The organism is Neobacillus sp. D3-1R, from assembly GCF_052180215.1.
In the GTDB taxonomy this organism is placed as follows: domain Bacteria; phylum Bacillota; class Bacilli; order Bacillales; family Cytobacillaceae; genus Pseudoneobacillus.
Genome location: NZ_CP197471.1, coordinates 4,409,072 through 4,434,002, shown reverse-complemented (window position 1 = coordinate 4,434,002; position 24,931 = coordinate 4,409,072). Strand labels below are relative to the sequence as shown.

The window sequence follows — 24,931 nt, the reverse complement described above, 5'->3', positions numbered from 1 at the left end:
CTTCCTTTATCTTTTAAATAGATCCTAAAAAAACATTTAATATTTTTTCTAAAAAAACATTGCAATTTAGTATTATATTATGTTAGTATAAAAAACGTCGTCATAAGACGTTAAGTTTTTTTGTATGAGCCATTAGCTCAGTCGGTAGAGCATCTGACTTTTAATCAGAGGGTCGAAGGTTCGAGTCCTTCATGGCTCACTTTTCAATAGAATATGGCCCATTGGTCAAGCGGTTAAGACACCGCCCTTTCACGGCGGTAACACGGGTTCGAATCCCGTATGGGTCATTGGCATTTGGTAGTCAGTGAGTGACTGGCTAGGACGGTTTCCGAGCTGGCTACCAATACTACATAACTTATTTTTTGTTTTTATACTGGTCCCGTGGTGTAGCGGTTAACATGCCTGCCTGTCACGCAGGAGATCGCGGGTTCGATTCCCGTCGGGACCGCCATTATATGGCTCAGTAGCTCAGTCGGTAGAGCAAAGGACTGAAAATCCTTGTGTCGGCGGTTCGATTCCGTCCTGAGCCATCCCATGAAAAAGAGGTTGATTCTCCATGAATCAGCCTCTTTTTCTATTTTTTTATATAAAATCGTACAATCTGTCATATTTGTAATGTAAATGTAATATAAGGACAAGCCTAATTTGTTTGACTCTGAAACTTGTCCTATTCCATAATGAAAAAAGTAATTCCTTATAGCTAGTCAACAATCAAGCTATTATGGTATAAAATAACTATCTGAAAGTTCAAAAACAAATTTTTCCTATTACCAATTCACTACCAATATTAGTTACAAAATGTCAGTATTTATACAATTTTGTTACATTATAAAGACTAGTAAACTTTTTTCCTATTTTTATGTTAAAGTTAAGAAGTGCTAAATTGCAGAAATATTCACATATAGTTATATAGCACTAGATTACGAGAAAATAAAAGGTTTCGTAGTTTAGGAGGATCGTAATAATGTTTAAGAATCTAAAAAATTTACCCAGGTGTCTAACAAAAGCAAGCTTACCTAGTATAAAAAAGGTGGCGTTTACGTCGTTAGTTGCCTCTTCTTTTGCCTTATGTATGGCTAACAATCCATTAGCAAGTGAAGGCCTAACAACTGTATACTACGTTTATTTAAATAATGAATACATTGGAACTATATCTGATAAAGATGTAGTAAAAGAAGTTGTAGAAGAAAAATCAGAGCAATTTAAAGAAATGTATAAAGAATATGACCTATCTCTAGAGTCACAATTGTCCTATATACCAGAACAAGTATTCAGATCTAATGCCGATAATGAATTGGTGAAAGATACTTTACAGGATGAATTAAAGCCTAAAGTTGATTCTGCGGCAGTAACCTTTGGGGATGCTTCTGTTTATCTCGAAAATGAACAAATGGCCCAAGAAGTTATTGACGGCCTAAAGTTAAAGTATGTAACAGAGGAACAATTGCAGGAGCTTGAATTAAGAAAGAAGGTTCCAAGTACTTCTTTACCAGCATTGAAGGAAAATGAGACTCGTATATTAGACGTTTATTTTTCTGAAAATGTTTCAATACAAAAAGAAAAAGTTTCCCCAAATAAAATATTTACTGTAGCAGAAGCGTTGAAATACATTCAAAAAGGCACTTTAGAAGAGAAGAAATACATAGTGCAAGATGGAGATGTGTTAGGATCGATTGCCAGTGACCATCAATTAAAGCTAAAGCAGTTATTGGATTTAAATCCAGGCATGACTGAGGATTCGATGATAAAAATTGGCCAAGAACTTAACGTAATGGTTCCAGAACCACTAGTAAGAGTAATGGTTGATAAGGAAGTATTTTTGAAGGAAGAAATCCCTTATCCAAAAAAAGTGGAAGAAAATGATAACATGTTCAAAGGGGATACGAAGGTTAAGCAGGAAGGCCAAACAGGTTTACGCGCTGTAACCTATAGAATCTCTCAACAAAGCGGTCATACGGTGAAAAAACAGGCAATCCAAGAAAAGGTTCTAAGTGAGCCAGTTGCTTATATCGTAATGAAGGGAACAAAAGTGATACCTTCCCGTGGAGATGGCAGCTTCGTTTGGCCAACGGTAGGCGGTTATATTTCCAGTAATATGGGATACCGCTGGAGTAAGATGCATAAAGGAATTGATATTGCTAGACCGAGCAACCGTACTATTAAAGCCGCGGATAACGGTGTAGTCGTTTTTGCAGGATGGGATGGCGGTTACGGTAACAAAATTATCGTTGACCATCAAAACGGTTACCGTACCGTTTACGCTCATTTATCTTCTATTGGGGTAAATGTTGGTCAGACGGTTCCAAAGGGCTCTCAAATTGGAGTAATGGGCTCAACGGGTGATTCGACTGGTACTCACTTGCATTTCGAAGTATATAAGAATGGCGCATTAGTGAATCCGTTAAATTATATAAGATAAAATAAAATATATGAGTCTCTAGACCCTTCTAGAGACTCTTTTTATTGCTACTAGATGAATTCAATTTAGAGAAATGGTAAAGTAATGATAAGTATGTGTTTTATTACAATGAAGTGATAATCAATTTTATTATAAGGGGAGAACATACGTGAAAAAGATTCTAGTTGTAGACGATGAGAAACCCATTGCAGATATATTACAATTTAACCTAAAAAAAGAGGGTTATGACGTCATTTGTGCTTATGACGGTAACGAGGCACTTAGAAAAGTTGAAGAAATACAACCGGACTTAATTCTGTTAGATATTATGCTTCCACAACGTGATGGTATGGAGGTATGTCGGGAAGTAAGGAAAAAATATGAGATTCCCATTATCATGCTGACGGCAAAGGACTCTGAAATCGATAAAGTTTTGGGCCTTGAATTAGGTGCAGATGATTATGTCACTAAACCATTTAGTACAAGAGAATTAATTGCTAGGGTAAAAGCAAATCTTCGCCGTCATCAGCAAGTGGCTACTGCAGCTGATTTAGAAGAGGAAACCAATGAAATTTCTATTGGCTCTTTAACCATACACCCTGATGCCTATGTTGTGTCTAAACGTGGTGAAATGATTGAATTAACACACCGCGAATTTGAGCTTCTTCATTATCTTGCCAAGCATATAGGCCAAGTGATGACAAGGGAGCACTTGCTACAGACTGTTTGGGGCTATGATTATTATGGAGATGTAAGGACTGTCGATGTAACAGTAAGAAGACTTCGTGAGAAAATTGAAGATAGTCCAAGCCATCCAACTTGGATTGTGACACGTAGAGGAGTAGGTTACTATCTGCGGAATCCTGAACAGGAGTAAGATTTTTAAATGAAAAAAGTAGGTTTTTTTCGATCTATTCATTTAAAGTTTGTTTTAATTTATGTACTACTGATTTTAATTGCTATGCAAATAATTGGAGTCTATTTTGTAAGGCAATTAGAAGACACGCTTCTAACCAATACCATTCATTCCTTTAATGAAAGAGTGGATTTATTAGCCTACGATATTGAAGAGGAATTGGTAAAGGAACGGGGAAAAGAGGATTTATCAAAAGAAGATGCGATCAAAAAAATATTAAGAGATTATCGGGCTGTCGATATTTCTGAAATACGTGTTATTGATGGTAGGACACTAAAGATTATAGGCACTTCGGATTCAGATAATCAAGGAATTGTCGGTCAAAGAACAACAGAGTTGATTGTTAAACGTTCTATTGCATTAGAAGCAGAGGAAAGTGAAATCCTTATTGATCCTAAAAGAGGATATCGAACATGGGTCTTAGCTAGACCGATCAAATCAAATCGTGAAGTTATAGGTTCGATCTATTTGGTAGCAAAAATTGAAAATGTTTTTACCCAAATGAAAACCATTAATAATATTTTGGCTACTGGAACCGCAATTGCCTTAGTCATTACAGCCATTTTAGGGGTTTTATTGGCCCAAACGATTACAAGACCTATTTCTGATATGAAAAAACAAGCCCTAGCCATGGCAAAAGGGAATTTTTCCAGGAAGGTTAAAGTGTATGGATACGATGAAATTGGGCAACTGGCGATCACTTTTAACAATTTAACAAAGAAGCTGCAAGAGGCTCAAGCTACGACCGAAGGAGAGAGAAGGAAGCTTTCGTCTGTCCTTTCTTATATGACAGATGGTGTGATAGCGACAGATCGAAAAGGGCGTGTCATTCTAATCAATGAACCTGCTGCCAAAATGCTTTCTGTTTCACGTGAAACAGTTCTTTCTCAATCCATTGTTTCTTTGTTAGGCCTTGAAGAAGATTATTCCTTTGAGGATTTATTGGAAGAACAGGATTCAGTTATTCTTGATTATAGTACGAAACATAAACATTATATCCTGAGAGCAAATTTTTCTGTCATTCAAAAAGAAACAGGATTTGTGAATGGACTAATTACGGTCTTACATGATATTACGGAGCAGGAAAAAATCGATATGGAACGAAGAGAATTCGTAGCGAATGTATCTCATGAGCTACGAACGCCTTTAACGACGATGAGAAGTTATTTAGAGGCATTAGCGGACGGAGCTTGGCAGGACGATGAAATTGCACCGAAATTCCTGGAAGTCACTCAAACCGAAACAGAGCGAATGATTCGTTTAGTAACAGATCTATTACAGCTATCAAAAATGGATAGTAAAGATTATCGTCTTTCAAAGGAATGGGTTAATTTTATTCCATATTTTCATCGGATTATTGACCGTTTTGAACTAACGAAGGAACAAAACGTTGTCTTTGAACGGAATTTACCAGAATACCCTGTTTTTGTAGATATTGATGAAGATAAAATGACTCAAGTCTTAGATAATATTATTTCAAATGCATTAAAGTACTCACCTGAAGGTGGACAAGTTACCTTCTCTTTAGAAGAAAAAACGGATGAAATTGTGGTTAGTATCTCCGATAAGGGAATGGGTATTCCAAAAGAAAACCTTGAGAATATTTTTGATCGATTTTATCGTGTGGATAAAGCTAGAACGAGAAAACTTGGAGGTACTGGTTTAGGACTAGCTATTGCCAAGGAAATGGTGAATGCACATGGTGGGGATATATGGGCGTTAAGTGAGGAAGGAAGAGGAACAACGATTTCTTTCACTCTCCCATACGAACGCTCCGAAGAGGATGATTGGTCATGACGTATGAAAATATTAAATCGACAATATTAACGTTCCTTGTATTAAGTAGTTTTTTTCTCACTTGGAATCTTTGGACCTATCAACCTAATTATGAGCTAATGGAAAATACAAAATATGTCCAAGAAGTGGCCATAGGGGAGAAAAGAGATATAAAGAAAGTGGTAAAACCGGATAAGGTGATATTTCATTATCAAAATTCACATTATGGAACGATCAATACCGTTGAAATTGATAAAATGATTCACGAGATGAGTGATTGGAATATCTATGATCTGAAAAACTATACCAATAAGGTGGAAGATTTTACACAAACGATCCATGGTAACGGTAATGTAGAAATCATATTTCCCGAGAAGGTCCCTATTGATATTTATAAAAATGTTTTAGATTTTGAAAATAAATCGTTACCAAGATTCAGTTTTGACCGAATTGTCATTGATATGGATAATATTCAAAAAGAGACTGGTACCATTTATTTTGTAGACTACGAGAAAAAAATTGTTTTTATTAGTCATGTTAGCAGTACGAATTTAACTAATTTTAATCGTAGTTTTTATAAGGTTGCGTATCGTTATCCATCCTATTTTCTATATCAGCCATCAAAGGAAAAAGCCTTATTTATTCCTGAAAATGATACGAACATGATACAGTACAAGTATTTCCCTGATTTTCTAGATTCCGATAAATTTAAGGAAGCTCTCTTTACTGACCCAAGCTTCGTTCAAAAATCACCTATTCCAGAGGGTGAAGAATTTACAAATGGATCTAGTAAGATGAACATTTATAAAAATTCAAATCTGCTTTTTTATGTAAATCCAATCGAGGAAAGTGAATTTGTAGGAAATTCCATTGAAATTTTACAAAGAGGAATTGAATTTATCAATGAACATGCAGGGTGGACAGATCCCTATCGTTATGTAGGCCTGGATTTACTCAATCAAAAAGTAACGTTTCGTTTATATAGTTCAGACGGGTATCCAGTGTTCAATGAAAGTGGAATGTCAGAGATTATTGAGGTCTGGGGCCGAAACGAAATTAATAAATATTTAAGACCAAATTTTTCATTAGATTTACCTTTACGTTCGGAGATGTCGGAAATCACTACCCCCTCAGGGAAAAAAATAATCGAATTTCTAGAAAAACAAAAAGGATTTAAACCAGAGTCGTTAACGGATTTAAGACTAGGATACCACATGGAAAAAGATCCAAAAGAACCCAAGCTTATTGTTCTAGAACCATCTTGGTTTTACCGGTATAATGACAAATGGGGACAAATACGTTTGGATGCTGTGAAGGGGGAGCGTAATGGATTGGAGTAAAATAAAAACCATATTCATTATCTCGTTCCTTATCCTCGACCTTTATTTAATGTATCAGTTCTTGTTAATACGCGATGCAAATAAATATGATTTGATATCTGAGGTATCGTTAGAAGACAATTTAAAGACAAACGAAATTACTTTTGGGGAACTGCCGAAAACGAACATAAATGATATGTATTTAACAGCAAAACCAAAAGAATTTGTGGATGAGGAAATACAAAATTTGAAGGGTCAATCCATTACAGTGATAGATAAAACGATGATTCATAGTGTATTGGAAAATCCCATTTCATTAAATCCTAATTTTGATGCTGCCGAAGCACAAAACTTTATCAAAACTTCTATTCTTTTTGGTGAGCAGTACGGCTTTTGGGAAATGGATGAGGAATCAAAAACCATCACCTTTTATCAAAAGTTCGATAATAAAATGTTCTATGAAAATATCAATGGTAAGGTTACTCTATTTTTAAATGATAAGCTTCAAATCATGTCATATGAGCAAACGTACTTAGATGAAATTGATAATCTCACAGAAAAAGAAGAAATATTGCCACCGATTAAGGCCATCGAAACTCTTTATCAAAAGGGTCTGTTAAAGCCTAAGAGTAGAATTACAAAGGTAGAGCTTGGATACTCAACACTTGTTCAGTTGGCTGCTTCTCAAGTTTTAACCCCAACTTGGCATATTGTTGTAGAAGATAAAGACCATTTATATGTTAATGCTTTTGAAGGACAAATCATTCAATTTAACAATGATGAAAAAATAAAAGTGGAGTGAAAAATATGTCTTTGAAGATGAGTGTTCTTGCTAGCGGAAGTACGGGGAATGCGATTTATGTGGAAGCAGAAGAACAATCATTTCTGATAGATGCAGGCTTAAGCGGGAAACAAATGGAAGGTCTTTTTAAGCAGATTGACCGAAAAATAGATGATTTATCTGCTATTTTTGTGACTCATGAACATAGTGATCATATAAAAGGAATTGGTGTTCTTGCGAGAAAATACCAGATTCCTGTTTATGCGAACGAAAAAACATGGAAAGCAATGGATCCTTTAATTGGAGAAGTTGCACTTGATCAGAAATTTATTTTTAAAATGGAAACCGTTCAAAGCTTTGGGTCTGTTGATGTGGAATCATTTGGTGTTTCTCATGATGCAGTAGAGCCAATGTTTTATGTCTTTCATCATGGTGGAAAAAAGATCGTGCTGATTACGGACACTGGTTACGTGAGTGAACGGATGAAGAAAACGATTGAGAATGCAAATGCCTATGTTTTTGAAAGCAACCATGATGTACAAATGTTAAGGATGGGTCGCTATCCATGGAATATTAAACGAAGAATTTTAAGTGATGTGGGTCATGTATCGAACGAAGATGCCGCTCTTGCGATGAGTGAAGTAATCGGTAATCAGACAAAAAGTATCTATTTAGCTCATTTAAGCTTGGATAACAATATGAAAGAGCTAGCCAGAATGTCTGTCACCCAAACCCTAGAAAGTACAGGCATTACCGTAGGTGAAACATTTCAGCTTTATGATACAGATCCAAAAAACCCGACTAAGCTAGTTGCTGTATAAAAATATGATTAATTATATTTTTAGAATCTGTTGATTGGAGCGGAGGCCGTTTGACTCCTGGGGGATTAGCGTTGCAGGCGAGACCCCGCAGGAGCATAAGCGACGAGGAGGCTCGACGAACGCCCCCCGGAAAGCAAGCGGCTGGAGCGGAAATCAACTCATGATTAATAGAGCCAAAATAATATAAAAAATACTGAAAAAGAGGAATAGAGCTGTTCTATTCCTCTTTTTATTGGGGAAAAATGATAGATATGATTTGCTATTTTTTAGAAATTGACAAGAGAATGAGTATAATAATGGGTATAGAGGCAAAATAATTTTTAGCTATTTTCGAGAATAGAAAGGGATGGTGACCATTGGGTTATTACGACCAAGATTATGATAATCGGTATAAACAAAAGGGGAATAGAGGGAATGTTTTCATAGCAAGTCTTGTCGGAGCCATTTTAGGTGCTATATTAGTGATCATTGCGATTCCCACCTTATCTAACTTTGATGTCTTGCCTTATACCATCCAACCAAATGAAAATCTAGCAGAAGAGGCAAATGAAGAGGCACCTGTAACTGCAGCCAAGACAATCAATGTAGATATTGATACCCAAATTACCAAAGCAGTTGACAAAGCTGGTGAAGCGGTAGTTGGGATTACAAATTTACAAACAGCCAGCTTTTGGACGGATGATACAGAGGCTGTTGAAGCTGGGACAGGCTCAGGAATCATCTATAAAAAGAAAGGCAATAAGGCTTATGTGGTAACCAACCACCACGTTGTAGAGGGAGCAAGTCAATTAGAGGTGACACTGGACGATGGAACAAAAGTAGCTGCCCGATTGCTAGGAAGTGATGTTTGGACTGACTTAGCCGTACTAGAAATTGACGCTAGTCATGTGAATAAAATTATTGAGTTTGGGGTTTCAGGAAAATTAAGAAGAGGTGAACCAGCTATAGCCATTGGTAATCCTCTTGGACCACAATTTTCCGGGTCAGTTACACAGGGAATTATTTCGGGACTTGAACGGACCATTCCAGTTGATATCAATCAGGATGGCGTGGAAGATTGGCAAGCCGATGTTATCCAGACGGATGCGGCGATCAATCCTGGAAACAGCGGAGGAGCTCTTGTTAATATTGACGGACAATTGATTGGAATTAACTCGATGAAAATTGCTCAAAATGCGGTTGAAGGTATTGGGTTAGCGATCCCGATTGATTATGCTAAACCTATTATCAATGACTTAGAGAGATTTGGAGAAGTGAAGCGGCCATATATGGGCGTAGAGTTAAAATCGGTGGCAGAAATCCCTGCTTATTATCAGCAAGAAGCCTTAAAGCTACCGAAGGATGTTAACTATGGGGTTGCCATTCGCCGTGTAGAACCAAATTCACCTGCTTCATTAGCTGGTTTAAAAGAACTTGATGTTATTGTGGAAATGGATGGAGTCGAAATCAATGATGTTATCGATTTACGAAAACATCTCTATAATAAAAAGAGAGTTGGAGACCAAATGACGGTTAAGTTCTACCGTGATGGAAACCTGAAACAGCTAACATTAAAATTAGGTGGAGAAACGATGTAATAAAGGGAGGAAACAGGAAGGCAAACAAGGCTTTCCTGTTTTTCTTTTTAAAATGAATAGAGAAGTGTTAACATATGGTTTGTGGATAAAGAAGTTGATATTGTTACAAAATGTTAATAAGTAAAAAATGAAAAGGATGATCAAGGTGATTTATTGTTGTGAAGAGCATGTAGAGTTAGCTTTAGATGTGGCTGTTGATGAATCAGGTACATTTCCAGAGTTAAATAAAGTGGAAAATCAGTTATCAACAACCTGTGAATATTGCGAAAAACAAGCTATATATATGGTAGGGAACGAATGATCCCATACTAAATGTGGATAATAATTGTGGATATGTGGATAACTATTGTGGATATCTTGTTTGTAAACTGTTTGTAACATAAGTGGGGTTGTGGATTGTGAATATTTCAATCATTACAGTAGGGAAACTGAAAGAGAAATATCTAAAACTGGGGATAGATGAATTTTTAAAACGACTAACAGCTTATGCCAAAATGGAAATTATCGAAGTCCCAGACGAAAAGGCACCTGAACAATTAAGTGATTTAGAAATGGAACAGGTCAAACAAAAAGAAGGAGAAAAAATACTATCCAAAATTTCTCCCGATACATATGTCATTGCGTTAGCGATTGAAGGAAAAATGAAATCTTCGGAAGAACTAGCCGATTCTCTTGATAAATTAGCCACATACGGAAAAAGTAAAATTGCTTTTGTAATTGGAGGGTCCTTAGGCTTGAGTAATGAGGTATTACAGAGGGCAGATGAGAAGTTATCCTTTTCAAAAATGACCTTTCCGCACCAGATGATGAAATTGATTTTATTGGAGCAGATTTATCGTGCTTTTAGGATTAATCGGGGTGAACCTTATCACAAATAGTGGTAAAACAGAGAGATGAAGTTACTCTTGATAAAGAGTGGTTAAACAAACTAATGATGTGACTTACAAGTAATTTATAACTTTTTAATGAGTTCGTTTCTGTCTATTTTAAAAACCAACCTCTAGAATAGAGGTTGGTTTTAAAATAGTAATGCCTGATTATTATTTTTGGCCTGCAATTTCTCCTCTATTTGGAGCAAGTGGTGGTTGTTCTAACCATTTATTTTTTACCATTAAATCAAACCATTTTTTTGTAACTATAAGATTTTTAAGAATTGTTCCCTCGTAAGCAGTAACAAGATCTGTTCGCATTGCTGATGCCAGACCTGCTCCATGATAATTTTGTGCTGCTTGAAATAAGAATCCAATATGATACAGCATTAATTTATCAGAAAAAGGAGAGTCTGTTGAGATTGTTACTTCTGTTTCTAAAGATTTTGGAACAGGTAAATTATCTGCTTGCATTATTTTTGAAAATGCTTTTATTTGCCCATCGGCTGTTTTCTCAGAATCGGTTAAAAATTTTCTTACTTCTGAAGTTTGAGCAACTTGACTAAAGGCAATAGAAAGCGTTTTTGCCATAATACTTTTTTTAAGGTTAAATGAGATACTAATAATTTCTGTTGCCGCTAATTTTCTACCTTTTCCGAAAAAACCATCTGTGAAGTCTTTACTTGAAATAAATTCAGGGTTTTCGGCAGGATAGAATAAAGGATCTTTTTGAAAATTACCTTTTTCAAGCAAGAGTTCAATCGTTTGGTGATACATCCTTTTTGCATCGTCATCACATGAATCATAAAAAAACCTTAAGTCTCTTCTTACCGACACACCTAACGAAATACTGTGTCCCAGCAAACCATGTAGTGTCATGATATGTAAGTAATTCAAACAAAATATATCCGTGAACAATCTCTGCTTTCCTTTAAAGAGGTCGGATTCTGAAAATCCAATTGGAACTGGAAAGCCCTCGTTCTTCAAAAATGCGCTAATTTGCTCTTTTTGCTTTTTGAATGTTTCAATAGCATCTGCAAAAATCGCTTTAATTCGCTCATCCTCAATGATTGTAAACATATATTTATTTACTACATCAGTCATCGTACCATTTACAAACTCTCCCCATAGTGAGCCTATTTCAGAAGATGTAAGTTTTAATTTATCTTTATCCAACATATTCACCTCATTTATTCAAAGATAATAACGCGTTTAATTAGATGGATTGATAAATAGTATATCCACACTTAATAATTCAAATGTATGGTACTCGTTGTATTCTGCTAAAACATTAATGTTCACTTATCTCTACATGAAGTTCGTTAACATTAAGCATAATAAAGATATCAGGGATAGTTTTAACCAAATATTGGTCAAAAGGTGTAATGATATGGATAACTATACGAATAACAATACCGCTAAACGTTATAAAGCCCATGTAAGTATTTTAGGGACAACTCAAATACATTTAAGGAATCCTTATATTATTGCTTGGTGGTCTGCAGCGTTTCCAGGATTTGGACATATGATTTTATCAAAATATCTCAGAGGTTTTACACTGTTTATTTGGGAAGTTGTAATTAATCTAAAAGCAAATGTTAATCTATCAATGAATTATTCATTTCAAGGGAATATTGATATGGCGAAGGAAGTTTTGGATACAAGATGGCTTTTGATTTATATCCCAGTATACATTTTTGCTATTTGGGATAGTTATCGTACTACTGTAGATATGAATAATGTTTATATGTTAGCAGAACATGAAAACCATCCTTTTAATACATTTAGTATAGGAGCACTGGAAATTAATTACCTTGATAAAAGGAATCCCGTTTTATCTTTTTTATGGTCCCTTTTTATGCCGGGATTAGGACAACTTTACATACATAGGATTGTTACAGCCTTCTTTGTTATTATTTGGTCTGTTGTATTTTTTTATTTTTCTCATGCACTTGAGGCGATATCCCTTTTGTTTTTAGGGGAAGTGCAACAAGCCACATCCATTATAAAACCTGAATGGTTACTGTTTTTCCCATCTTTATATGGTTTTGCTGTTTTCGATTCATATATAAATACAGTAGAGAACAATAAACTTTATGAAAAGGTACAAAGAGGTTTCCTAACAAAAAATTATCAAAATCCCAATTTCCAAATATTAAAAGGCCATAAAGTGGAGTGATTGCCATGCAACTTTTTTCTACATTTGAAAATCATATATATTTGGAAATGGCTATTTCAACATTAGAGAAGAAGGGAATTTTAAAAGAAAACATATTTGCTGTTCCATTAGATAATCGACTTGAGGAAAGTAAGTTGTTCGATACAATTCATCGGTCTGATGGAACATCCATAATTGATATCGGTATGGCCCTTGCAACGGCTTTTTCTGTAATTGGGGCAAGTATTGGATTCAAACTAGAATGGGGACCGATTTATTGGGGACTTATCGGTGCCTTTATTGGATTCTTAATAGGTTTTGTCATTAGGCTTTTTATAGAAAAAGTATTTAAAAAAAGAGAGAGAGTTTTAAAAGGAAAACATTCAGAGGTTATATTGATTATAGATTGTGACGAAACACAAGCAGAATTTGTTGAGAACGTTCTATTTAGACATTTTGCATTAGGGGTTGCTAAGATTAAATGAAAATAAGGTAACACTGTATGTATGCTTTACCATAAATACAATGGAGAACCGTACCATAAGTAAATGAGGTTTTTAGAAGTTATAAGATTGGGACTGTTTCTTAAGACTACTTTTCGGTAAAAAGGAGAGGAATTTATCCTCTCCTTTACTTATGGGAAAATACATTAAATTGATGTGCAAGATTAAAAAACGATATTATTGTTAAGCCTTTTAACTACTAAGGAAATGTATTTAATTGACTTTAACAAGAAGTTTACCGACATTTCCACCCTCAAATAACGATAAAAAAGCAGGTACTGTATTTTCAAATCCTTCAATAATTGTTTCCTTGCTTTTAATTTTACCTTGAAGAACCCATTCTCTTAATTGATTGTCTGCTTCTGAACGGAGTTGATCAAAATCATTTACAATAAACCCGTGTGCACTAGCACTTTTATTTAAAAGTGTGGGAAACAGTCTTGGTCCGACAGACACTTCAGCGGAATTATATTCTGATATAGCACCACAAATCACAATTCTTGCGCCAAAGTTAATAAGAGAAACTACTTGATCTGTAATGTCACCACCAACATTGTCAAAGTAAATATCTATTCCGTTTGGGCAATGGTGTTTAAGGGCTTTACGAATATTTTCCGTTTTATAGTTAACAACTGCATCAAAACCTAGCTCATTGATTAAATATTGTCCTTTTTCATCTGATCCACAGATACCAACTACCCGAAAACCTTTTAATTTCGCAATTTGACCTACAACACTTCCAACTGCTCCTGCTGCACCAGAAATAACAATGGTTTCACCTTCTTTTGGTTGACCCTTATACAGTAAACCAAAATAAGCCGTTCTTCCAGTCATACCTAGGATGCCTTGTGCAGTTGTATAAGGGAGCTCATGATTGAGTTTTCGAACGGTTAAATCAGTGCCTACATTGTACTCTGACCAGCTCATTACAGCAGACACTACATCCCCAACTTGGAAATTACTATTTTTTGATTCTATTACCTCCCCAATTCCGCTACAATCGATAGGTTTATTAAGTTGATAAGGAGGTGTATAGGACTCTCGATCTCTCATCTTTCCTCGCATAAATGGATCAACTGATAAATATGTAGTTTTTATTAATATCTCCCCATCCCTAATAGTTGGTATCTTATTTTCAACTATTAGAAAATCATTTAAAGTAGGCATCCCGACGGGTCTTTTTACAAGTGTAATACTTTTATTCATTTGAATCCCTCCAAAATGTTATATGTTTCCATTTTATTTGTTTTAAGATGAAGAAAAAGTGTAAACTTAAAATAATAATCTTTCACCTTTTTTGAAGGTAGTGATAAGACATGCAAGTTTATGAAGTTTATGAGGATTTATGTATGCATTTCAAAGAGGAACTAGAGGTACCTATTTCAGTAACACTTGAAACAGTATCTAATCTTTTAGGATGTTCCAAAAGAAATGCTAATTTTGCATTAAAGAGATTAGTAGAAAAAAATTGGATTTCATGGCAACCAGGAAGAGGAAGAGGAAAGACATCGGTTATAAAATTTCATTTATTCATCCAAAGCATGTATGTCCAAGTAGCAAAAGAGAAGGTGAAAAATGGTGATATTAGTGGGTCATTACGATTCGTCGAAAATAAAGTAAAAGACTTAATTGAAAAAGAAAAATATTTCCAGTGGTTATATCATTCGTTTGGTGTTCTTTCAGAAGAGAAAAATAGTAAAAATGTAGATATGTTACGAGTTCCGATGGTTAAGGAGATAGGTAGTTTAGATCCTATTCTCACAACTTGTGGGATTGAGGCCCATCTTGTTAAACATATATTTGATACGCTAGTCGTATTTCATCCCGTACAAAATCAGATTGAACCAGGATTGGCCCATTTTTGGGAGTCTAAGAACAATCTAGAGTGGACACTATATTTACGAAAAGGAGTCCTTTTTCATGATGGAAATGAATGCAACGCCAAGGATGTGTTGTATACTTTTCAACGGTTGAAAAATGAGCAATCTATCTATAGCTGGATGGTAAGTGATATTGCGCATATCGATGTATTAAATAACTGGACAATACGATTTCAATTATCTAAATCCAATCTATACTTTTTACATTATCTTGCTGCTCATCCACTATCGATTGTACAAAAAACCAGCACGTTTCAAGAATTTTTACATCCAGTTGGTACGGGTTCATTTAAAGTCGTTCAAAATGATACAGATAAATTAATTCTGCAAGCAAACAGTAATTATTACGCAGGGAGACCTTTTTTAGACAAAATCGAATTATGGAAAACGGTTGAAAATACTAACTCTGTAAATGGTGTTCGACCCGATGTGTTTCAACTGGAAAAGCTAATATTACAAAAACCTGAAAATAAAGAAATGAAGTTTCATAGGGCAGATCGATTGGAGAATGGATGCAAGCTACTAACATTTAATTTAAATATTGAGGGTCCACAACAAAACATACTATTTCGTAAGGGAATGCAAATCCTTTTAAAAAATGAAGAATTGATAAAACAGATTGATTGGGAAATCTATTATCCTGCGTATTCATTGTTGCCTAAGGAGAGTATCATAGAAGAATTTAACTTAGACTATAAAAGCATCGCAAAACAATACATAAAAGAATCAGGTTATTCAGGTGAACCTATTGTTTTGTACTGTTCCATTTATCATGAAAATGATGCTTTATTACTTCAAAGAGTATGTAAGGAAATAGGGATTAATATGATTGTCCGATTCATACAAAAGAAAAACGATGCTCCCTATCCGAAAATAGTTGATGCACAACTGATTTTGTTTGAATGCTTAATAGATCATGATACAACTTTTTCACTTTTAGACGTTTATATGACCGAGGAAAGTTATATCCGGAGGCATCTGTCACCTGATTTAGTATCGGATATAGAGAAAAAGATTACTAGTCAAATTTACGGTTCGAATAGAGAGAGAAATTTAATAGAAATACTAGATGAAATTGAGCAATCTTTACTTGAAGATTATGCCTTGATTTATTTGTATCGAAGAAAAAAAACGATTCAATATTCCGTTGGTTTGGCTGGAATTCAAATAGAACCTCTAGGATGGGTGAATTTCACAAAAATTTGGTGCTTGGAATGACATTTTCCAGAGCACTATTTTGTTTAATGGATAGCTAATATAGAAAAAGGCGTATAAGATTTAAGGTCGAAAGAATGCTAATCATCAATAAGAAAATACATTATTAAACCTCATTTAGATAAATCATGGTGAACCGTACCATAAGTAAATGAGGTTTTTAGGGAAATAATGAACTGCACCTCCATTTTGGGTCTTATCTTATAATTGTAGGTGCAGTTTTTTACTATTGGCTAATTTACTACTTTAATATAAAAATAAATATCGTGCCCAACCTTTTCCGGTTCTATCAGGAGCTGGTAGCCATGTTTGACAGCTTCTTCCGGAACACTTCGAAAGGATTGAGGACAATCTGCGATGACTTTTAATACTTCTCCGATTTTCATCGTTTTTAGCGCATCCAGCGCAAAAATGACAGGATAGGGTCAAGGCTCCCCACGAATATCAAGGGTATAGTTGACATCAATCACTTGGGACATGTATTAAGCCTCCTTTGTAACTTGAGAAATCCGTTCCGTTTTTTGATGATTGATGCCTTTTCCGTAACGAAACCGCTTTTGCCACCAATTTGATAAGAAGAACCAAGCGGACAACATGGCCAGTGTCCCGAATAAAGCTCCCATAGGCCCCCATTGTTCCATTAGGTTGACTTTTGGCCAATTCTCCACAAGTGAGTTGTAGATGCCAAGATGGTCCCAGCCATAGGCAAGAACTGTAGCACCGACGATATTTCCTAAGCCTACGACCCAGAATAACAATTGACCTTCCATTGCTCGATACATCATGCCAGTCTCACAGCCGCCGGCAAGTACAATACCGAACCCAAAAAGGAGTCCGCCGATTGCTGTGCTAGGAGCAGCCAATTTGATAAGGGCGACAGAGCCATTTTGAATATAGATAAATGTTACGATAACACTGATCATCATGCCAACAGCAATTGCTTGTGACATTACAGCCCTTCCGCTGACCCATAAATCTCGAAAGGCAGAAGTGAAACAAATTTGTCCACGTTCGATAAGAATCCCAAAAAGGGCTCCAGCTATACAGGCAACTGCGAGGAGTGGTTTGCCTGTTGCGAAAAAGTAAAGAACAAGTGCGAGATACAGGCAGGCAAAAATTAGACCAAGTATCGGTTGGATATTCCTTATTTTCACAAGCGAGGTGTTATCAGGGTTCATTGAGCCTTTCGTCAAGATAGGTTTTCCCCTCCACCATTTAGTACTTACAATTTTAACGCCAAAATAGGTTCCAATCGCAGTGGTCAACATAAAGATCCAGGAATGGAACGAGAACTGAGGCACGCCCGTAAAAAAGGCAGCCAAGTTGCATCCAAGGGCAAGGCGTGCACCAAACCCTGCGATGATTCCGCCAATAAAACCTTGAACTAAACGGCGTTTTTGTTTTGGTACGCGGATTTTAAAACTGTTGCTTAGTAAAATCGTTATTAGTGCGCCAACGAGCATCCCAATGACAATCCATCCATCCGTACGGCTGATGGGAGTCCCTTCCATTCCTACCAATTGAAAATACGCCCATTGAGAGACATCGACACCGAACCATTGTAAGATATGCCCGCCTAATCTGGTGAATTCCCCCGTAACTGCCCAAACTGTACCTGTAATCCCGAAGTACAATGCACTGATCAGACCTGCAATACTGATGGCTATGTAGGGATTCCAATATTCCTTGAAGATTTTTTGATAAAGATTCATTAAATGTATCTCCTCCTTTTTAGGCAAAGGCGATAGGGGTGCCCTTGGCCAATATTATGATCAAAAGTTGCTATGAAATTGTCCAAAAATCCTGATGCTAAAAAATGCCCGAAGATATACAGGGCATTCTATGGGCTTCATTTATTCACTAATATAAAGGTTAGTTTGGCTTTAGGGCAATTCAAATTATCGATAAGATAGATTAATAGATATCGAAATATTAGATGAATAGATCTCAAAGGTGGTATCATTTAGATAAATTAATTTAACTATCTTATCAATATATATAATCGTTTAATTAGATGTAAATACGTTAAAGTTTGTATGTTGTTTGGGTTCAAAGTAACAGCAACATAAAGGAGATAACCGAATGGATTTACACCAGCTATTTGTCTTTACAAAAGTGGTGGAGAATAAAAGTTTTTCCAAGGCAGCAGAGGATATATTCTTGAGTCAATCCACCGTAAGCACGCATATACAAGCATTAGAAAAATCATTGAATATGAAACTGTTTGACCGGGTTGGGAGGGAAATCATTCTTACACCTCATGGGAGCCGTTTATATCAATGGGCATTAAAATTACTTCAGTTAAAAGATGAAGCCATGCTTGATCTAATAGAGGGAATGAATGAACTGCGGGGAATAATTCGGTTTGCGGCAAGTTCGGTTCCGGGACAATTTATACTTCCCAAAATGATTAAGCACTTTCGGAATCAATACCCGAATGCCGTTTTTCACATTGAACAATCTTCTTCAAAGGTTGTGATGGAGAAGGTGTTAAATGGTGCTGTTGATTTGGGGTTTTTGGGCAAAAAGTTTGAAAATGATAAACTTTGTTTTGTTCCATTGGTAAAAGAAAAACTGGTCCTAATTACCTCAAATAACATAGAGATAAACGAACCAGTGACTATTCAGGAGCTCCTGAAATATCCATTTATTATGAGAAATTCTGGATCAGGAACAAATGCCATTCTTGAGCAATTTATGAAAAAAAATAATATCTCAAAAGAACAAATGAACATCATTGCCTATACAGAAAGCGGACAAAATTTAATTCAGTTTGTTATGGAGGACATTGGGATTGCCATAATCTCAGAAATTGCGGCCAAGGATTATGCTAAAAAGCAATTGCTTCAAATGCATGAAATTAATGGCTTTGAGGATGAAAGATATTTCTATCTTGTTTATAACAAAAATAAAACTCTGTCACTGCTTTCCAGATTATTTATTGACCATGTTAAATAGGTTCCTGTTTTGCGGCTGTGCAGGTTTCTATAAATAAAGAAAAACACATTGAATCGGGCGATTCAGTGTGTTTTTCAGCGTTCTCTCAAATCGAAAGATCTTTTTTATTCAGGCATAACAGCGATAAATTCGTCAATAGTTTCAGGGGTGTGTTTACCTTTTTTTCCTTTGAAAAGGTCGAGATTAATGGTCACATCCATACAGCCAAGGTATTTTCCATTTTCATCACGTACTGCCATAAACTTTTGGTAAATTTGACCGGTTTCTTCACCAGAGCGTTTTGGAAACCAAAACTCCCATTCGTCGCGTGCTCCTGAACGGAAATCATTCAACAATTTTTCAACATGATGAGCCACTTTTGGGTGAAGCTCAAGCACATGGCGACCAATTGCTTCGTTACGACGACCATGGACACGGTTTGGATTATTTGAATACCAGCGGAAAATATCGTTAGCATCGCAAAAACCCATTTCAAATGGTAAAAGATTGATAATTGAATCCAAAGTGCTCGCTTTAATTGCACCAGTTTCAAAATTAATGATAGCTTCAGGACTAATTAATTCTGACAATTTATTTTCAGACATTTATAACACTCCTTTATGTAATTATCTTTATGTAAAGTAATAGTACAAATAGCAGTGAGAAAAATTTAGGTGATTATTATTATCTAACTCATTAATAATGATAGCATTAGTAATCCTAGCGAATTGTGATTTATATCACAAAAATGGTTCTGATCATTACCTGCAATTAAGGGACCGGCCCTTTTTAAACTAAAAGGGAAAAAATACCAAAATGTGCGAGGGACGATTAATAGGGAACAAACAACTAATAATTGGTTTCTGTGAACTTTAAATTCTAATGGAAGCAAATATCCCCCTCATCTTTTTTAAATGAGGGGGATTTAAGGTTTTTCTATAAAACTTTTTATTTAATTGCTTTGCTCACTTTTAACTTTTTTCCTTTGATAGTCGCATTCTCCATGGCTTGTAAAACTAGTGAGCCCTTTCCATTCAGAATATCAACATATGACATATGATCTTGGATGGTTATGATGCCGATATCATCTGCTGTGACTCCAGGGATTTTTGCGATTGTTCCAACAAAATCAACAGCACGAATTTTCTTTTTTTTACCACCGCTGAAATGGAGTTTCATAATATCTTGATTGATTCGGGCTGTTTTATTATTTCTTACTACTCGTCTGCCGCTAAGTTTTTCTTCGAAAGCTGCTTTTCCAGAAACCACTTCTAGATGGCTAGGAGCTTCTATAGTAGGTATCTCAAAGCCGATGTATTTTTCAATTGCTTTAATGAACTTTTCTTCAAAAGGTGTTGAAAACGTAATGGCTTTTCCTTTATTTCCGGCACGGCCGGTTCTTCCAGTTCTGTGCACATAGCTCTCTTTTTCCATAGGAACGTCATAGTTGATGACAAGATTCACATTATCAATATCAATACCTCTTGCAGCTACATCGGTGGCAACCAGATAGCGGAAGTTCCCTGATTTGAAACCCTCCATAACAGCAAACCGGTCATCTTGTTCTAGTCCCCCATGGAGTCTCTCACAAGAATACCCAACTTTATCCAGTTCACTATACACACTATCTACGTGTTCTTTGGTTCGGCAGAAAATGAGGCAGCTGTCTGGATTTTCTACAACCGTGATGTCTTTAAGGAGTGAAACCTTTTCTTCTTCTCTCACTTCAATGAGAAAATGTTCAATGGTATCGGCGGTTACCCCAGTTGATTCAATCTCAATATGAATAGGATCTTTCATATATTTATGGCAAAGACTTTCAATATCTTTAGGCATGGTAGCTGAAAAAACCATTGTTACTCTGGTTGAGGGCACCTCTTTAATGATCGCTTCCACTTCATCGATGAAACCTCTATTAAGCATCTCATCAGCTTCATCTATGATAAGATACTTTATTTGATCCAAAACTAGGGTTTCTCGTTCAATATGGTCCATGACCCGTCCAGGCGTACCAACGACTACATGAGTTTTTTGTTTCAATTCATCCTTTTGTTTCGTAAAAGGCTCCTTTCCATAGACGGCCACTGCTTTAATGCGTTTAAACCTTCCGATATTCGTAATATCGTCGCGGACTTGAACCGCAAGCTCCCTAGTTGGGGTAAGAATTAAGACCTGTGGTTTTTTTTCCTCCCAGTCAATCATATCGGAAACAGGAATACCAAAGGACGCAGTCTTTCCACTTCCTGTTTGAGCCTTTACGACAAGATCTTGATTTTCCATTACTAATGGAATGACTTTACTTTGAACTTCTGTTGGAGTTTCGTATTTTAAAACAGATAGTGCTCTTTTTATTTCTTCACTTATATGATAATCCGCAAAACTTTTTTTACTCATTTTTCAACCTCGTTTTTGGTTTTTTATTCATATGTATAGAATCCTCTCCAGGATATATTATATGCATATCTGAATATGGTTCATTATACTTGAAAAATGCTGGACAAATCGGTTTTTATTTTAAAAGGTTGTTTTCGTATAGATTGTGGTTTTTGGTAAAAAGAGAAGTTTAGGAAAATACGGCTAATAATATTCAAGGGATTAGGAATCAACCATTCAACTTTTTCGGGTTATTTGAGGAATTTGGGTATCATTTAGTACTTGGAGTATTCACAACAAATACTTTCACCGCATAGGATAAAGGACAAGTTAATTCAATGGAAGCGGTGAATAGAGTGAAAAAACCTTCTATTATTTACCATGGTAAGGATCCCTTTATAGCCTATTATGAAAACGTAGCGAATCAGATAGAGTGTCAGCAATTGCAAGATTTGGCTAAAGGAAAGCTTCAACAGTCTGCTGTAATTGGGCATTCAAAACAAATATTATCAGAAACAAGGAAGTCAGAACAGGCTTGGTTCGCCCACAATACTAACACAGGTGTTCAACAAATATGTGAGCGAATTGCAACGATTGTTGGTCAACCACTTAACCATGCTGAGAAGTTACAAATTGTTAGGTATCAAACTGGTGGTAAATTTGATATACATTTTGATTCCTTTAGTTCTACTAGTAAACTAGAAAGAGAGTACTTACTTAAAGGAGGACAACGAATTCTTACAGCGATTCTTTATTTAAATACAGTAAATGCTGGTGGAGAAACTTTTTTTCCTTCCCTTTCGCTTGAAGTTTCACCTACTCAAGGGAGCTTGTTGGTTTTTGAAAATTGTATTCATTCAACAAATCAAGCCCATCCACTTTCCATGCATGGATCTCACCCGTTAAAAGAGGGGGAAAAATGGATTGCAACTTTATGGTTTCGAGAAAAACCACAATATTGATTATTTTATAAGGAGATAGGCTCTCATTGGGGAAAGTGGTAGTAGTCGTCAAGAATTTTTAAATTATGTATTTCTGACCATATAAACAACCTAACCTTGGAGAAGGTTAGGTTGTTTATATGGTCATTTTTAAGTTTTTACTTTACGTCTTCTCGTAAAATAGGAAGAGTACAACAACGGAAGGATCCACCAGATTTAATGATTTCCGTAATATCTACTTCAATAACTTCAAAGCCCCGAATACGAAGCTGTTTGTTTACTTTTTCATTGACCGGCAAACTTAATACCTTTTTGTTTCCGATACTCAATACATTTGTACCTAATTGAAATTGTTCTTCTTCCGAAACTTCAATTAAATCATAGCGGGAAGCAAAAAGATCGATGTTTTCTTTCGTTAAGGCATTTGGGTAAATAAGGGCCACCTCAGATGAAACGACATTAAATACACAATCTAAATGCAGGTATTTTTCTTTAAATGGGATGGGAATAACATTGAATTGATTTAAAAGACGCTGTAATTGTTCAGCAGCTTTTTGGTCTGTCCGATTGCTCAGCCCTACGTAAATGGTTTCCCGATCAATGACAACATCTCCGCCTTCAATGAGTTCCTCAGCTAAATTATAATAAGAGATTTCTTCGTCCTCCAACCATTGTTTTAAAACATCTTCCTCTCCTGCACGAATATCTGTTGCCATCTTTGCAACAAAAATGGTTTGCCCTAATGTAAAACCAATATCCCTTGTAAAGACCTGTTCAGGGTATTTTTTATGATAAGGTAATAAAATAACTTCAATACCATTACCTTTTAGAGTTTTGACAAATTCAGCATGCTGCTCTAATGCACGCTCAATATGAATACCTTCATTCTTAAAATGCTCTTGCGTTTCATTAATTACTTCGCGAATTGTCATATATTGAGGCTGACAAAGAATTACTCGTTTTAATACATCGTATTCACTCATGCAAAAAGTCTTATTGTTTGTCTTTGGACTTTCTACCATTATTTGCACTCCTATCTTATCTATTTAAAGTTAGGTTTTCCTAAATAACTGTTTTTATTTACAAACTACATTAGGAACAGTTTAGGATATTTATAAAACAAGAAGGGGAATAATAGTAAACCGATAGATTAATAGGGTAGGAGTACCATACATAAAAAAAGCCTGACCAATATACTCTATAGGGTCAGGTCATATATTTTCATTCACATACAAGTTTCATATTCTCTCATAATGTTGTTGATGATTGTTTTGACTGGCAGGATTTCTTTGATTTCACTTACTCTTGCACCGGCAAAAACAAGGCCATTTTCGCAATCTCCATTCATAGAGGTAACCAAAGAATCAAGTGTACAGAAACGATAAGAACAGTTCTTTAGGCAATCAATGCACTTCTTAATTTTCACCTTTTTATCATCACTAATAAGTTCAGTGAATTGGTTCTTAATAGCACGACCTTGGAGACCAACCGTTGTTTTTACTAAAATCGTATCTTCCTTTTGAGCGTGTACATATTTTTCTTTAAATGATAACGGCGCATCGCACTCTTCACTAGCAACGAATCGCGTTCCCATCTGTACTCCAGAAGCTCCCATTCTTATGGCGCGTGCAAGATCTTCTCCGGTCATAATTCCTCCAGCCGCAATAACTGGAATCTTCACTGCTGCAACCACTTCCGGCAATATGTCAAATAAAGGTCTATCCGTACCAAGGTGTCCACCGGCTTCATGTCCTTCTACCACAACAGCAGAAGCACCAAGACGTTCTGAAAGCTTCGCAAGCTTTGCTGAAGATACAATCGAGATGACTGGTACGCCCGATTCTTTGCCCCAGGTATACATATCTCTTGAAATTCCAGCACCTGATATAATGAAATCCACTTTTTCTTCTATGGCTACTTTCATTTTTTCAGCAAAGTCATTCATGGCGAAAAGAACGTTTACTCCAAAAAAGCCGGAATCCTTAATAGCCTCTTTTGTCTTCCTTATATGTGATCTCAATTCATCGACTGTAATCCCTGTTCCGGATATGATTCCAATTCCCCCAGCGTTTGCAACAGCAGTTGCAAGTCCACTTAAAGAAATACCTACACCCATACCGCCTTGCATGATTGGAACATTTGGCATAATGCTACCTATTTTCAACTGTGGCAAATTCAACGGAAAACCCCATTTCATTCATATTTTTGAAAGTCCATAAGACTCCTTCATTGTAGCAATAAGGTTTCAATAAAACAGTGAGCTAATTAACACCTACTCCTAATAGTTGATAATATTTAACCGTTGTCACAAAATATTCAAATTTATAGTTTAGAAGGTATAATCAGTTGAAAAATTTCACTGCATTTTACTTTATTTGGATCTGTGACACAGATTTCAATTTTGCTAACAGGATTTTTATTAAAATTTACATCTGCCCAAATACTTGGTATTTTCTTTGGGAGTTTT

Annotated in this window: 22 protein-coding genes and 4 tRNA genes; 18 read left to right on the top strand and 8 right to left on the bottom strand. The window is 35.8% G+C overall.

Features of this window, described 5'->3' with window-relative positions; translation table 11 throughout:
* The first annotated feature begins 126 nt into the window (after positions 1–126).
* The 13 genes from ACSBPO_RS22275 to rlmH all read left to right on the top strand — a co-directional run bounded on the left by ACSBPO_RS22275 (position 127) and on the right by rlmH (position 10,466).
* Positions 127–199 (top strand) — tRNA-Lys (locus tag ACSBPO_RS22275).
* Between the two features lie 16 nt (positions 200–215).
* A tRNA-Glu gene (locus ACSBPO_RS22270) sits at positions 216–287 on the top strand.
* Positions 288–375: 88 nt separating this feature from the next.
* Positions 376–451, top strand: a tRNA-Asp gene (locus ACSBPO_RS22265).
* A 6-nt stretch (positions 452–457) separates the two neighbouring features.
* Positions 458–530 (top strand) — tRNA-Phe (locus tag ACSBPO_RS22260).
* A gap of 434 nt (positions 531–964) precedes the next feature.
* A complete protein-coding gene (locus ACSBPO_RS22255; RefSeq protein WP_442597209.1) occupies positions 965–2,419 on the top strand; it encodes a peptidoglycan DD-metalloendopeptidase family protein in 1,455 nt (484 codons plus the stop codon).
* Positions 2,420–2,567: 148 nt separating this feature from the next.
* Positions 2,568–3,275, top strand: a complete 708-nt coding sequence (gene yycF, locus ACSBPO_RS22250; protein ID WP_442597207.1) for a response regulator YycF — start codon at positions 2,568–2,570, stop codon at positions 3,273–3,275.
* A 9-nt stretch (positions 3,276–3,284) separates the two neighbouring features.
* Positions 3,285–5,111: a cell wall metabolism sensor histidine kinase WalK gene (walK, locus tag ACSBPO_RS22245; protein ID WP_442597205.1), complete on the top strand. Its 1,827-nt coding sequence runs from the start codon at positions 3,285–3,287 to the stop codon at positions 5,109–5,111.
* Entirely contained in the window at positions 5,108–6,430 is a 1,323-nt protein-coding gene (locus tag ACSBPO_RS22240) for a YycH family regulatory protein (RefSeq protein ID WP_442597203.1), read from the top strand. The genes walK and ACSBPO_RS22240 overlap by 4 nt, the downstream gene beginning before the upstream one ends.
* Complete coding sequence (locus tag ACSBPO_RS22235) at positions 6,417–7,211, top strand: two-component system regulatory protein YycI (protein ID WP_442597201.1); 795 nt, start codon at positions 6,417–6,419, stop codon at positions 7,209–7,211. Before ACSBPO_RS22240 ends, ACSBPO_RS22235 begins: the two co-directional genes overlap by 14 nt.
* A 5-nt stretch (positions 7,212–7,216) precedes the next feature.
* The gene (locus ACSBPO_RS22230) at positions 7,217–8,011 is read left to right on the top strand and encodes an MBL fold metallo-hydrolase (RefSeq protein WP_442597199.1); all 795 of its coding nucleotides are present in this window, start codon (positions 7,217–7,219) and stop codon (positions 8,009–8,011) included.
* Positions 8,012–8,367: 356 nt separating this feature from the next.
* A complete protein-coding gene (locus tag ACSBPO_RS22225; protein ID WP_442597197.1) occupies positions 8,368–9,588 on the top strand; it encodes a S1C family serine protease in 1,221 nt (406 codons plus the stop codon).
* A 145-nt stretch (positions 9,589–9,733) separates the two neighbouring features.
* Complete coding sequence (locus ACSBPO_RS22220; protein ID WP_442597195.1) at positions 9,734–9,889, top strand: CxxH/CxxC protein; 156 nt, start codon at positions 9,734–9,736, stop codon at positions 9,887–9,889.
* A gap of 97 nt (positions 9,890–9,986) precedes the next feature.
* Complete coding sequence (gene rlmH, locus ACSBPO_RS22215) at positions 9,987–10,466, top strand: 23S rRNA (pseudouridine(1915)-N(3))-methyltransferase RlmH (protein ID WP_442597193.1); 480 nt, start codon at positions 9,987–9,989, stop codon at positions 10,464–10,466.
* Between the two features lie 162 nt (positions 10,467–10,628).
* Here the strand turns inward: rlmH and ACSBPO_RS22210 are convergent, their stop codons facing one another.
* Positions 10,629–11,633, bottom strand: a complete 1,005-nt coding sequence (locus tag ACSBPO_RS22210) for a DUF3231 family protein (protein ID WP_442600428.1) — start codon at positions 11,631–11,633, stop codon at positions 10,629–10,631.
* Positions 11,634–11,847: 214 nt separating this feature from the next.
* On the opposite strand from ACSBPO_RS22210, the gene ACSBPO_RS22205 reads away from it, so the two are divergent.
* A complete protein-coding gene (locus ACSBPO_RS22205) occupies positions 11,848–12,636 on the top strand; it encodes a hypothetical protein (RefSeq protein ID WP_442597191.1) in 789 nt (262 codons plus the stop codon).
* 5 nt (positions 12,637–12,641) lie between these two features.
* Positions 12,642–13,100: a hypothetical protein gene (locus ACSBPO_RS22200; protein WP_442597189.1), complete on the top strand. Its 459-nt coding sequence runs from the start codon at positions 12,642–12,644 to the stop codon at positions 13,098–13,100.
* A 231-nt stretch (positions 13,101–13,331) separates the two neighbouring features.
* Here the strand turns inward: ACSBPO_RS22200 and ACSBPO_RS22195 are convergent, their stop codons facing one another.
* Positions 13,332–14,324 carry an NADP-dependent oxidoreductase gene (locus ACSBPO_RS22195; protein ID WP_442597188.1) on the bottom strand — a complete coding sequence of 331 codons (993 nt, stop codon included), beginning with the start codon at positions 14,322–14,324 and terminating at the stop codon, positions 13,332–13,334.
* A 143-nt stretch (positions 14,325–14,467) separates the two neighbouring features.
* Between ACSBPO_RS22195 and ACSBPO_RS22190 the strand changes: the two genes are divergently transcribed.
* Positions 14,468–16,216, top strand: a complete 1,749-nt coding sequence (locus tag ACSBPO_RS22190; protein WP_442597186.1) for an ABC transporter substrate-binding protein — start codon at positions 14,468–14,470, stop codon at positions 16,214–16,216.
* 230 nt (positions 16,217–16,446) lie between these two features.
* Here ACSBPO_RS22190 and ACSBPO_RS22185 read toward each other — a convergent pair whose 3' ends face one another.
* Positions 16,447–16,599 (bottom strand): sulfurtransferase TusA family protein, encoded by a 153-nt coding sequence (locus tag ACSBPO_RS22185; protein ID WP_442597184.1) that lies wholly within the window; start codon positions 16,597–16,599, stop codon positions 16,447–16,449.
* A 96-nt stretch (positions 16,600–16,695) separates the two neighbouring features.
* On the bottom strand, positions 16,696–17,925 hold the full coding sequence (gene yedE, locus ACSBPO_RS22180; RefSeq protein WP_442597183.1) for a selenium metabolism membrane protein YedE/FdhT: 1,230 nt from the start codon (positions 17,923–17,925) through the stop codon (positions 16,696–16,698).
* A gap of 370 nt (positions 17,926–18,295) precedes the next feature.
* Between yedE and ACSBPO_RS22175 the strand changes: the two genes are divergently transcribed.
* Positions 18,296–19,171, top strand: coding sequence for a selenium metabolism-associated LysR family transcriptional regulator (locus tag ACSBPO_RS22175; RefSeq protein ID WP_442597181.1), 876 nt, complete (start codon positions 18,296–18,298; stop codon positions 19,169–19,171).
* A gap of 104 nt (positions 19,172–19,275) precedes the next feature.
* Here ACSBPO_RS22175 and ACSBPO_RS22170 read toward each other — a convergent pair whose 3' ends face one another.
* Both ACSBPO_RS22170 and ACSBPO_RS22165 read right to left on the bottom strand, forming a co-directional pair.
* A complete protein-coding gene (locus ACSBPO_RS22170) occupies positions 19,276–19,755 on the bottom strand; it encodes a PAS domain-containing protein (protein WP_442597178.1) in 480 nt (159 codons plus the stop codon).
* A gap of 343 nt (positions 19,756–20,098) precedes the next feature.
* Positions 20,099–21,544, bottom strand: coding sequence for a DEAD/DEAH box helicase (locus ACSBPO_RS22165; RefSeq protein WP_442597176.1), 1,446 nt, complete (start codon positions 21,542–21,544; stop codon positions 20,099–20,101).
* Between the two features lie 317 nt (positions 21,545–21,861).
* Here ACSBPO_RS22165 and ACSBPO_RS22160 point away from each other — a divergent pair, with 317 nt between their 5' ends.
* Positions 21,862–22,485, top strand: a complete 624-nt coding sequence (locus ACSBPO_RS22160) for a 2OG-Fe(II) oxygenase (protein ID WP_442597174.1) — start codon at positions 21,862–21,864, stop codon at positions 22,483–22,485.
* 137 nt (positions 22,486–22,622) lie between these two features.
* Here ACSBPO_RS22160 and ACSBPO_RS22155 read toward each other — a convergent pair whose 3' ends face one another.
* Both ACSBPO_RS22155 and ACSBPO_RS22150 read right to left on the bottom strand, forming a co-directional pair.
* Positions 22,623–23,486 carry a dimethylarginine dimethylaminohydrolase family protein gene (locus tag ACSBPO_RS22155; RefSeq protein ID WP_442597172.1) on the bottom strand — a complete coding sequence of 288 codons (864 nt, stop codon included), beginning with the start codon at positions 23,484–23,486 and terminating at the stop codon, positions 22,623–22,625.
* A gap of 203 nt (positions 23,487–23,689) precedes the next feature.
* On the bottom strand, positions 23,690–24,661 hold the full coding sequence (locus tag ACSBPO_RS22150; protein WP_442597170.1) for an NAD(P)H-dependent flavin oxidoreductase: 972 nt from the start codon (positions 24,659–24,661) through the stop codon (positions 23,690–23,692).
* Between the last annotated feature and the right edge of the window lie 270 nt (positions 24,662–24,931).

Bases quoted from the DNA above. Each gene is read 5' to 3' on its own strand.
- ACSBPO_RS22255 (WP_442597209.1), top strand. From the start codon at position 965: ATGTTTAAGAATCTAAAAAATTTACCCAGGTGTCTAACAAAAGCAAGC.
- walK (WP_442597205.1), top strand. From the start codon at position 3,285: ATGAAAAAAGTAGGTTTTTTTCGATCTATTCATTTAAAGTTTGTTTTA.
- ACSBPO_RS22240 (WP_442597203.1), top strand. From the start codon at position 5,108: ATGACGTATGAAAATATTAAATCGACAATATTAACGTTCCTTGTATTA.
- ACSBPO_RS22235 (WP_442597201.1), top strand. From the start codon at position 6,417: ATGGATTGGAGTAAAATAAAAACCATATTCATTATCTCGTTCCTTATC.
- ACSBPO_RS22230 (WP_442597199.1), top strand. From the start codon at position 7,217: ATGTCTTTGAAGATGAGTGTTCTTGCTAGCGGAAGTACGGGGAATGCG.
- ACSBPO_RS22205 (WP_442597191.1), top strand. From the start codon at position 11,848: ATGGATAACTATACGAATAACAATACCGCTAAACGTTATAAAGCCCAT.
- ACSBPO_RS22200 (WP_442597189.1), top strand. From the start codon at position 12,642: ATGCAACTTTTTTCTACATTTGAAAATCATATATATTTGGAAATGGCT.
- ACSBPO_RS22195 (WP_442597188.1), bottom strand. From the start codon at position 14,324: ATGAATAAAAGTATTACACTTGTAAAAAGACCCGTCGGGATGCCTACT.
- ACSBPO_RS22190 (WP_442597186.1), top strand. From the start codon at position 14,468: ATGCATTTCAAAGAGGAACTAGAGGTACCTATTTCAGTAACACTTGAA.
- ACSBPO_RS22185 (WP_442597184.1), bottom strand. From the start codon at position 16,599: ATGAAAATCGGAGAAGTATTAAAAGTCATCGCAGATTGTCCTCAATCC.
- yedE (WP_442597183.1), bottom strand. From the start codon at position 17,925: ATGAATCTTTATCAAAAAATCTTCAAGGAATATTGGAATCCCTACATA.
- ACSBPO_RS22175 (WP_442597181.1), top strand. From the start codon at position 18,296: ATGGATTTACACCAGCTATTTGTCTTTACAAAAGTGGTGGAGAATAAA.
- ACSBPO_RS22170 (WP_442597178.1), bottom strand. From the start codon at position 19,755: ATGTCTGAAAATAAATTGTCAGAATTAATTAGTCCTGAAGCTATCATT.
- ACSBPO_RS22165 (WP_442597176.1), bottom strand. From the start codon at position 21,544: ATGAGTAAAAAAAGTTTTGCGGATTATCATATAAGTGAAGAAATAAAA.
- ACSBPO_RS22160 (WP_442597174.1), top strand. From the start codon at position 21,862: ATGGAAGCGGTGAATAGAGTGAAAAAACCTTCTATTATTTACCATGGT.
- ACSBPO_RS22155 (WP_442597172.1), bottom strand. From the start codon at position 23,486: ATGGTAGAAAGTCCAAAGACAAACAATAAGACTTTTTGCATGAGTGAA.
- ACSBPO_RS22150 (WP_442597170.1), bottom strand. From the start codon at position 24,661: ATGAAATGGGGTTTTCCGTTGAATTTGCCACAGTTGAAAATAGGTAGC.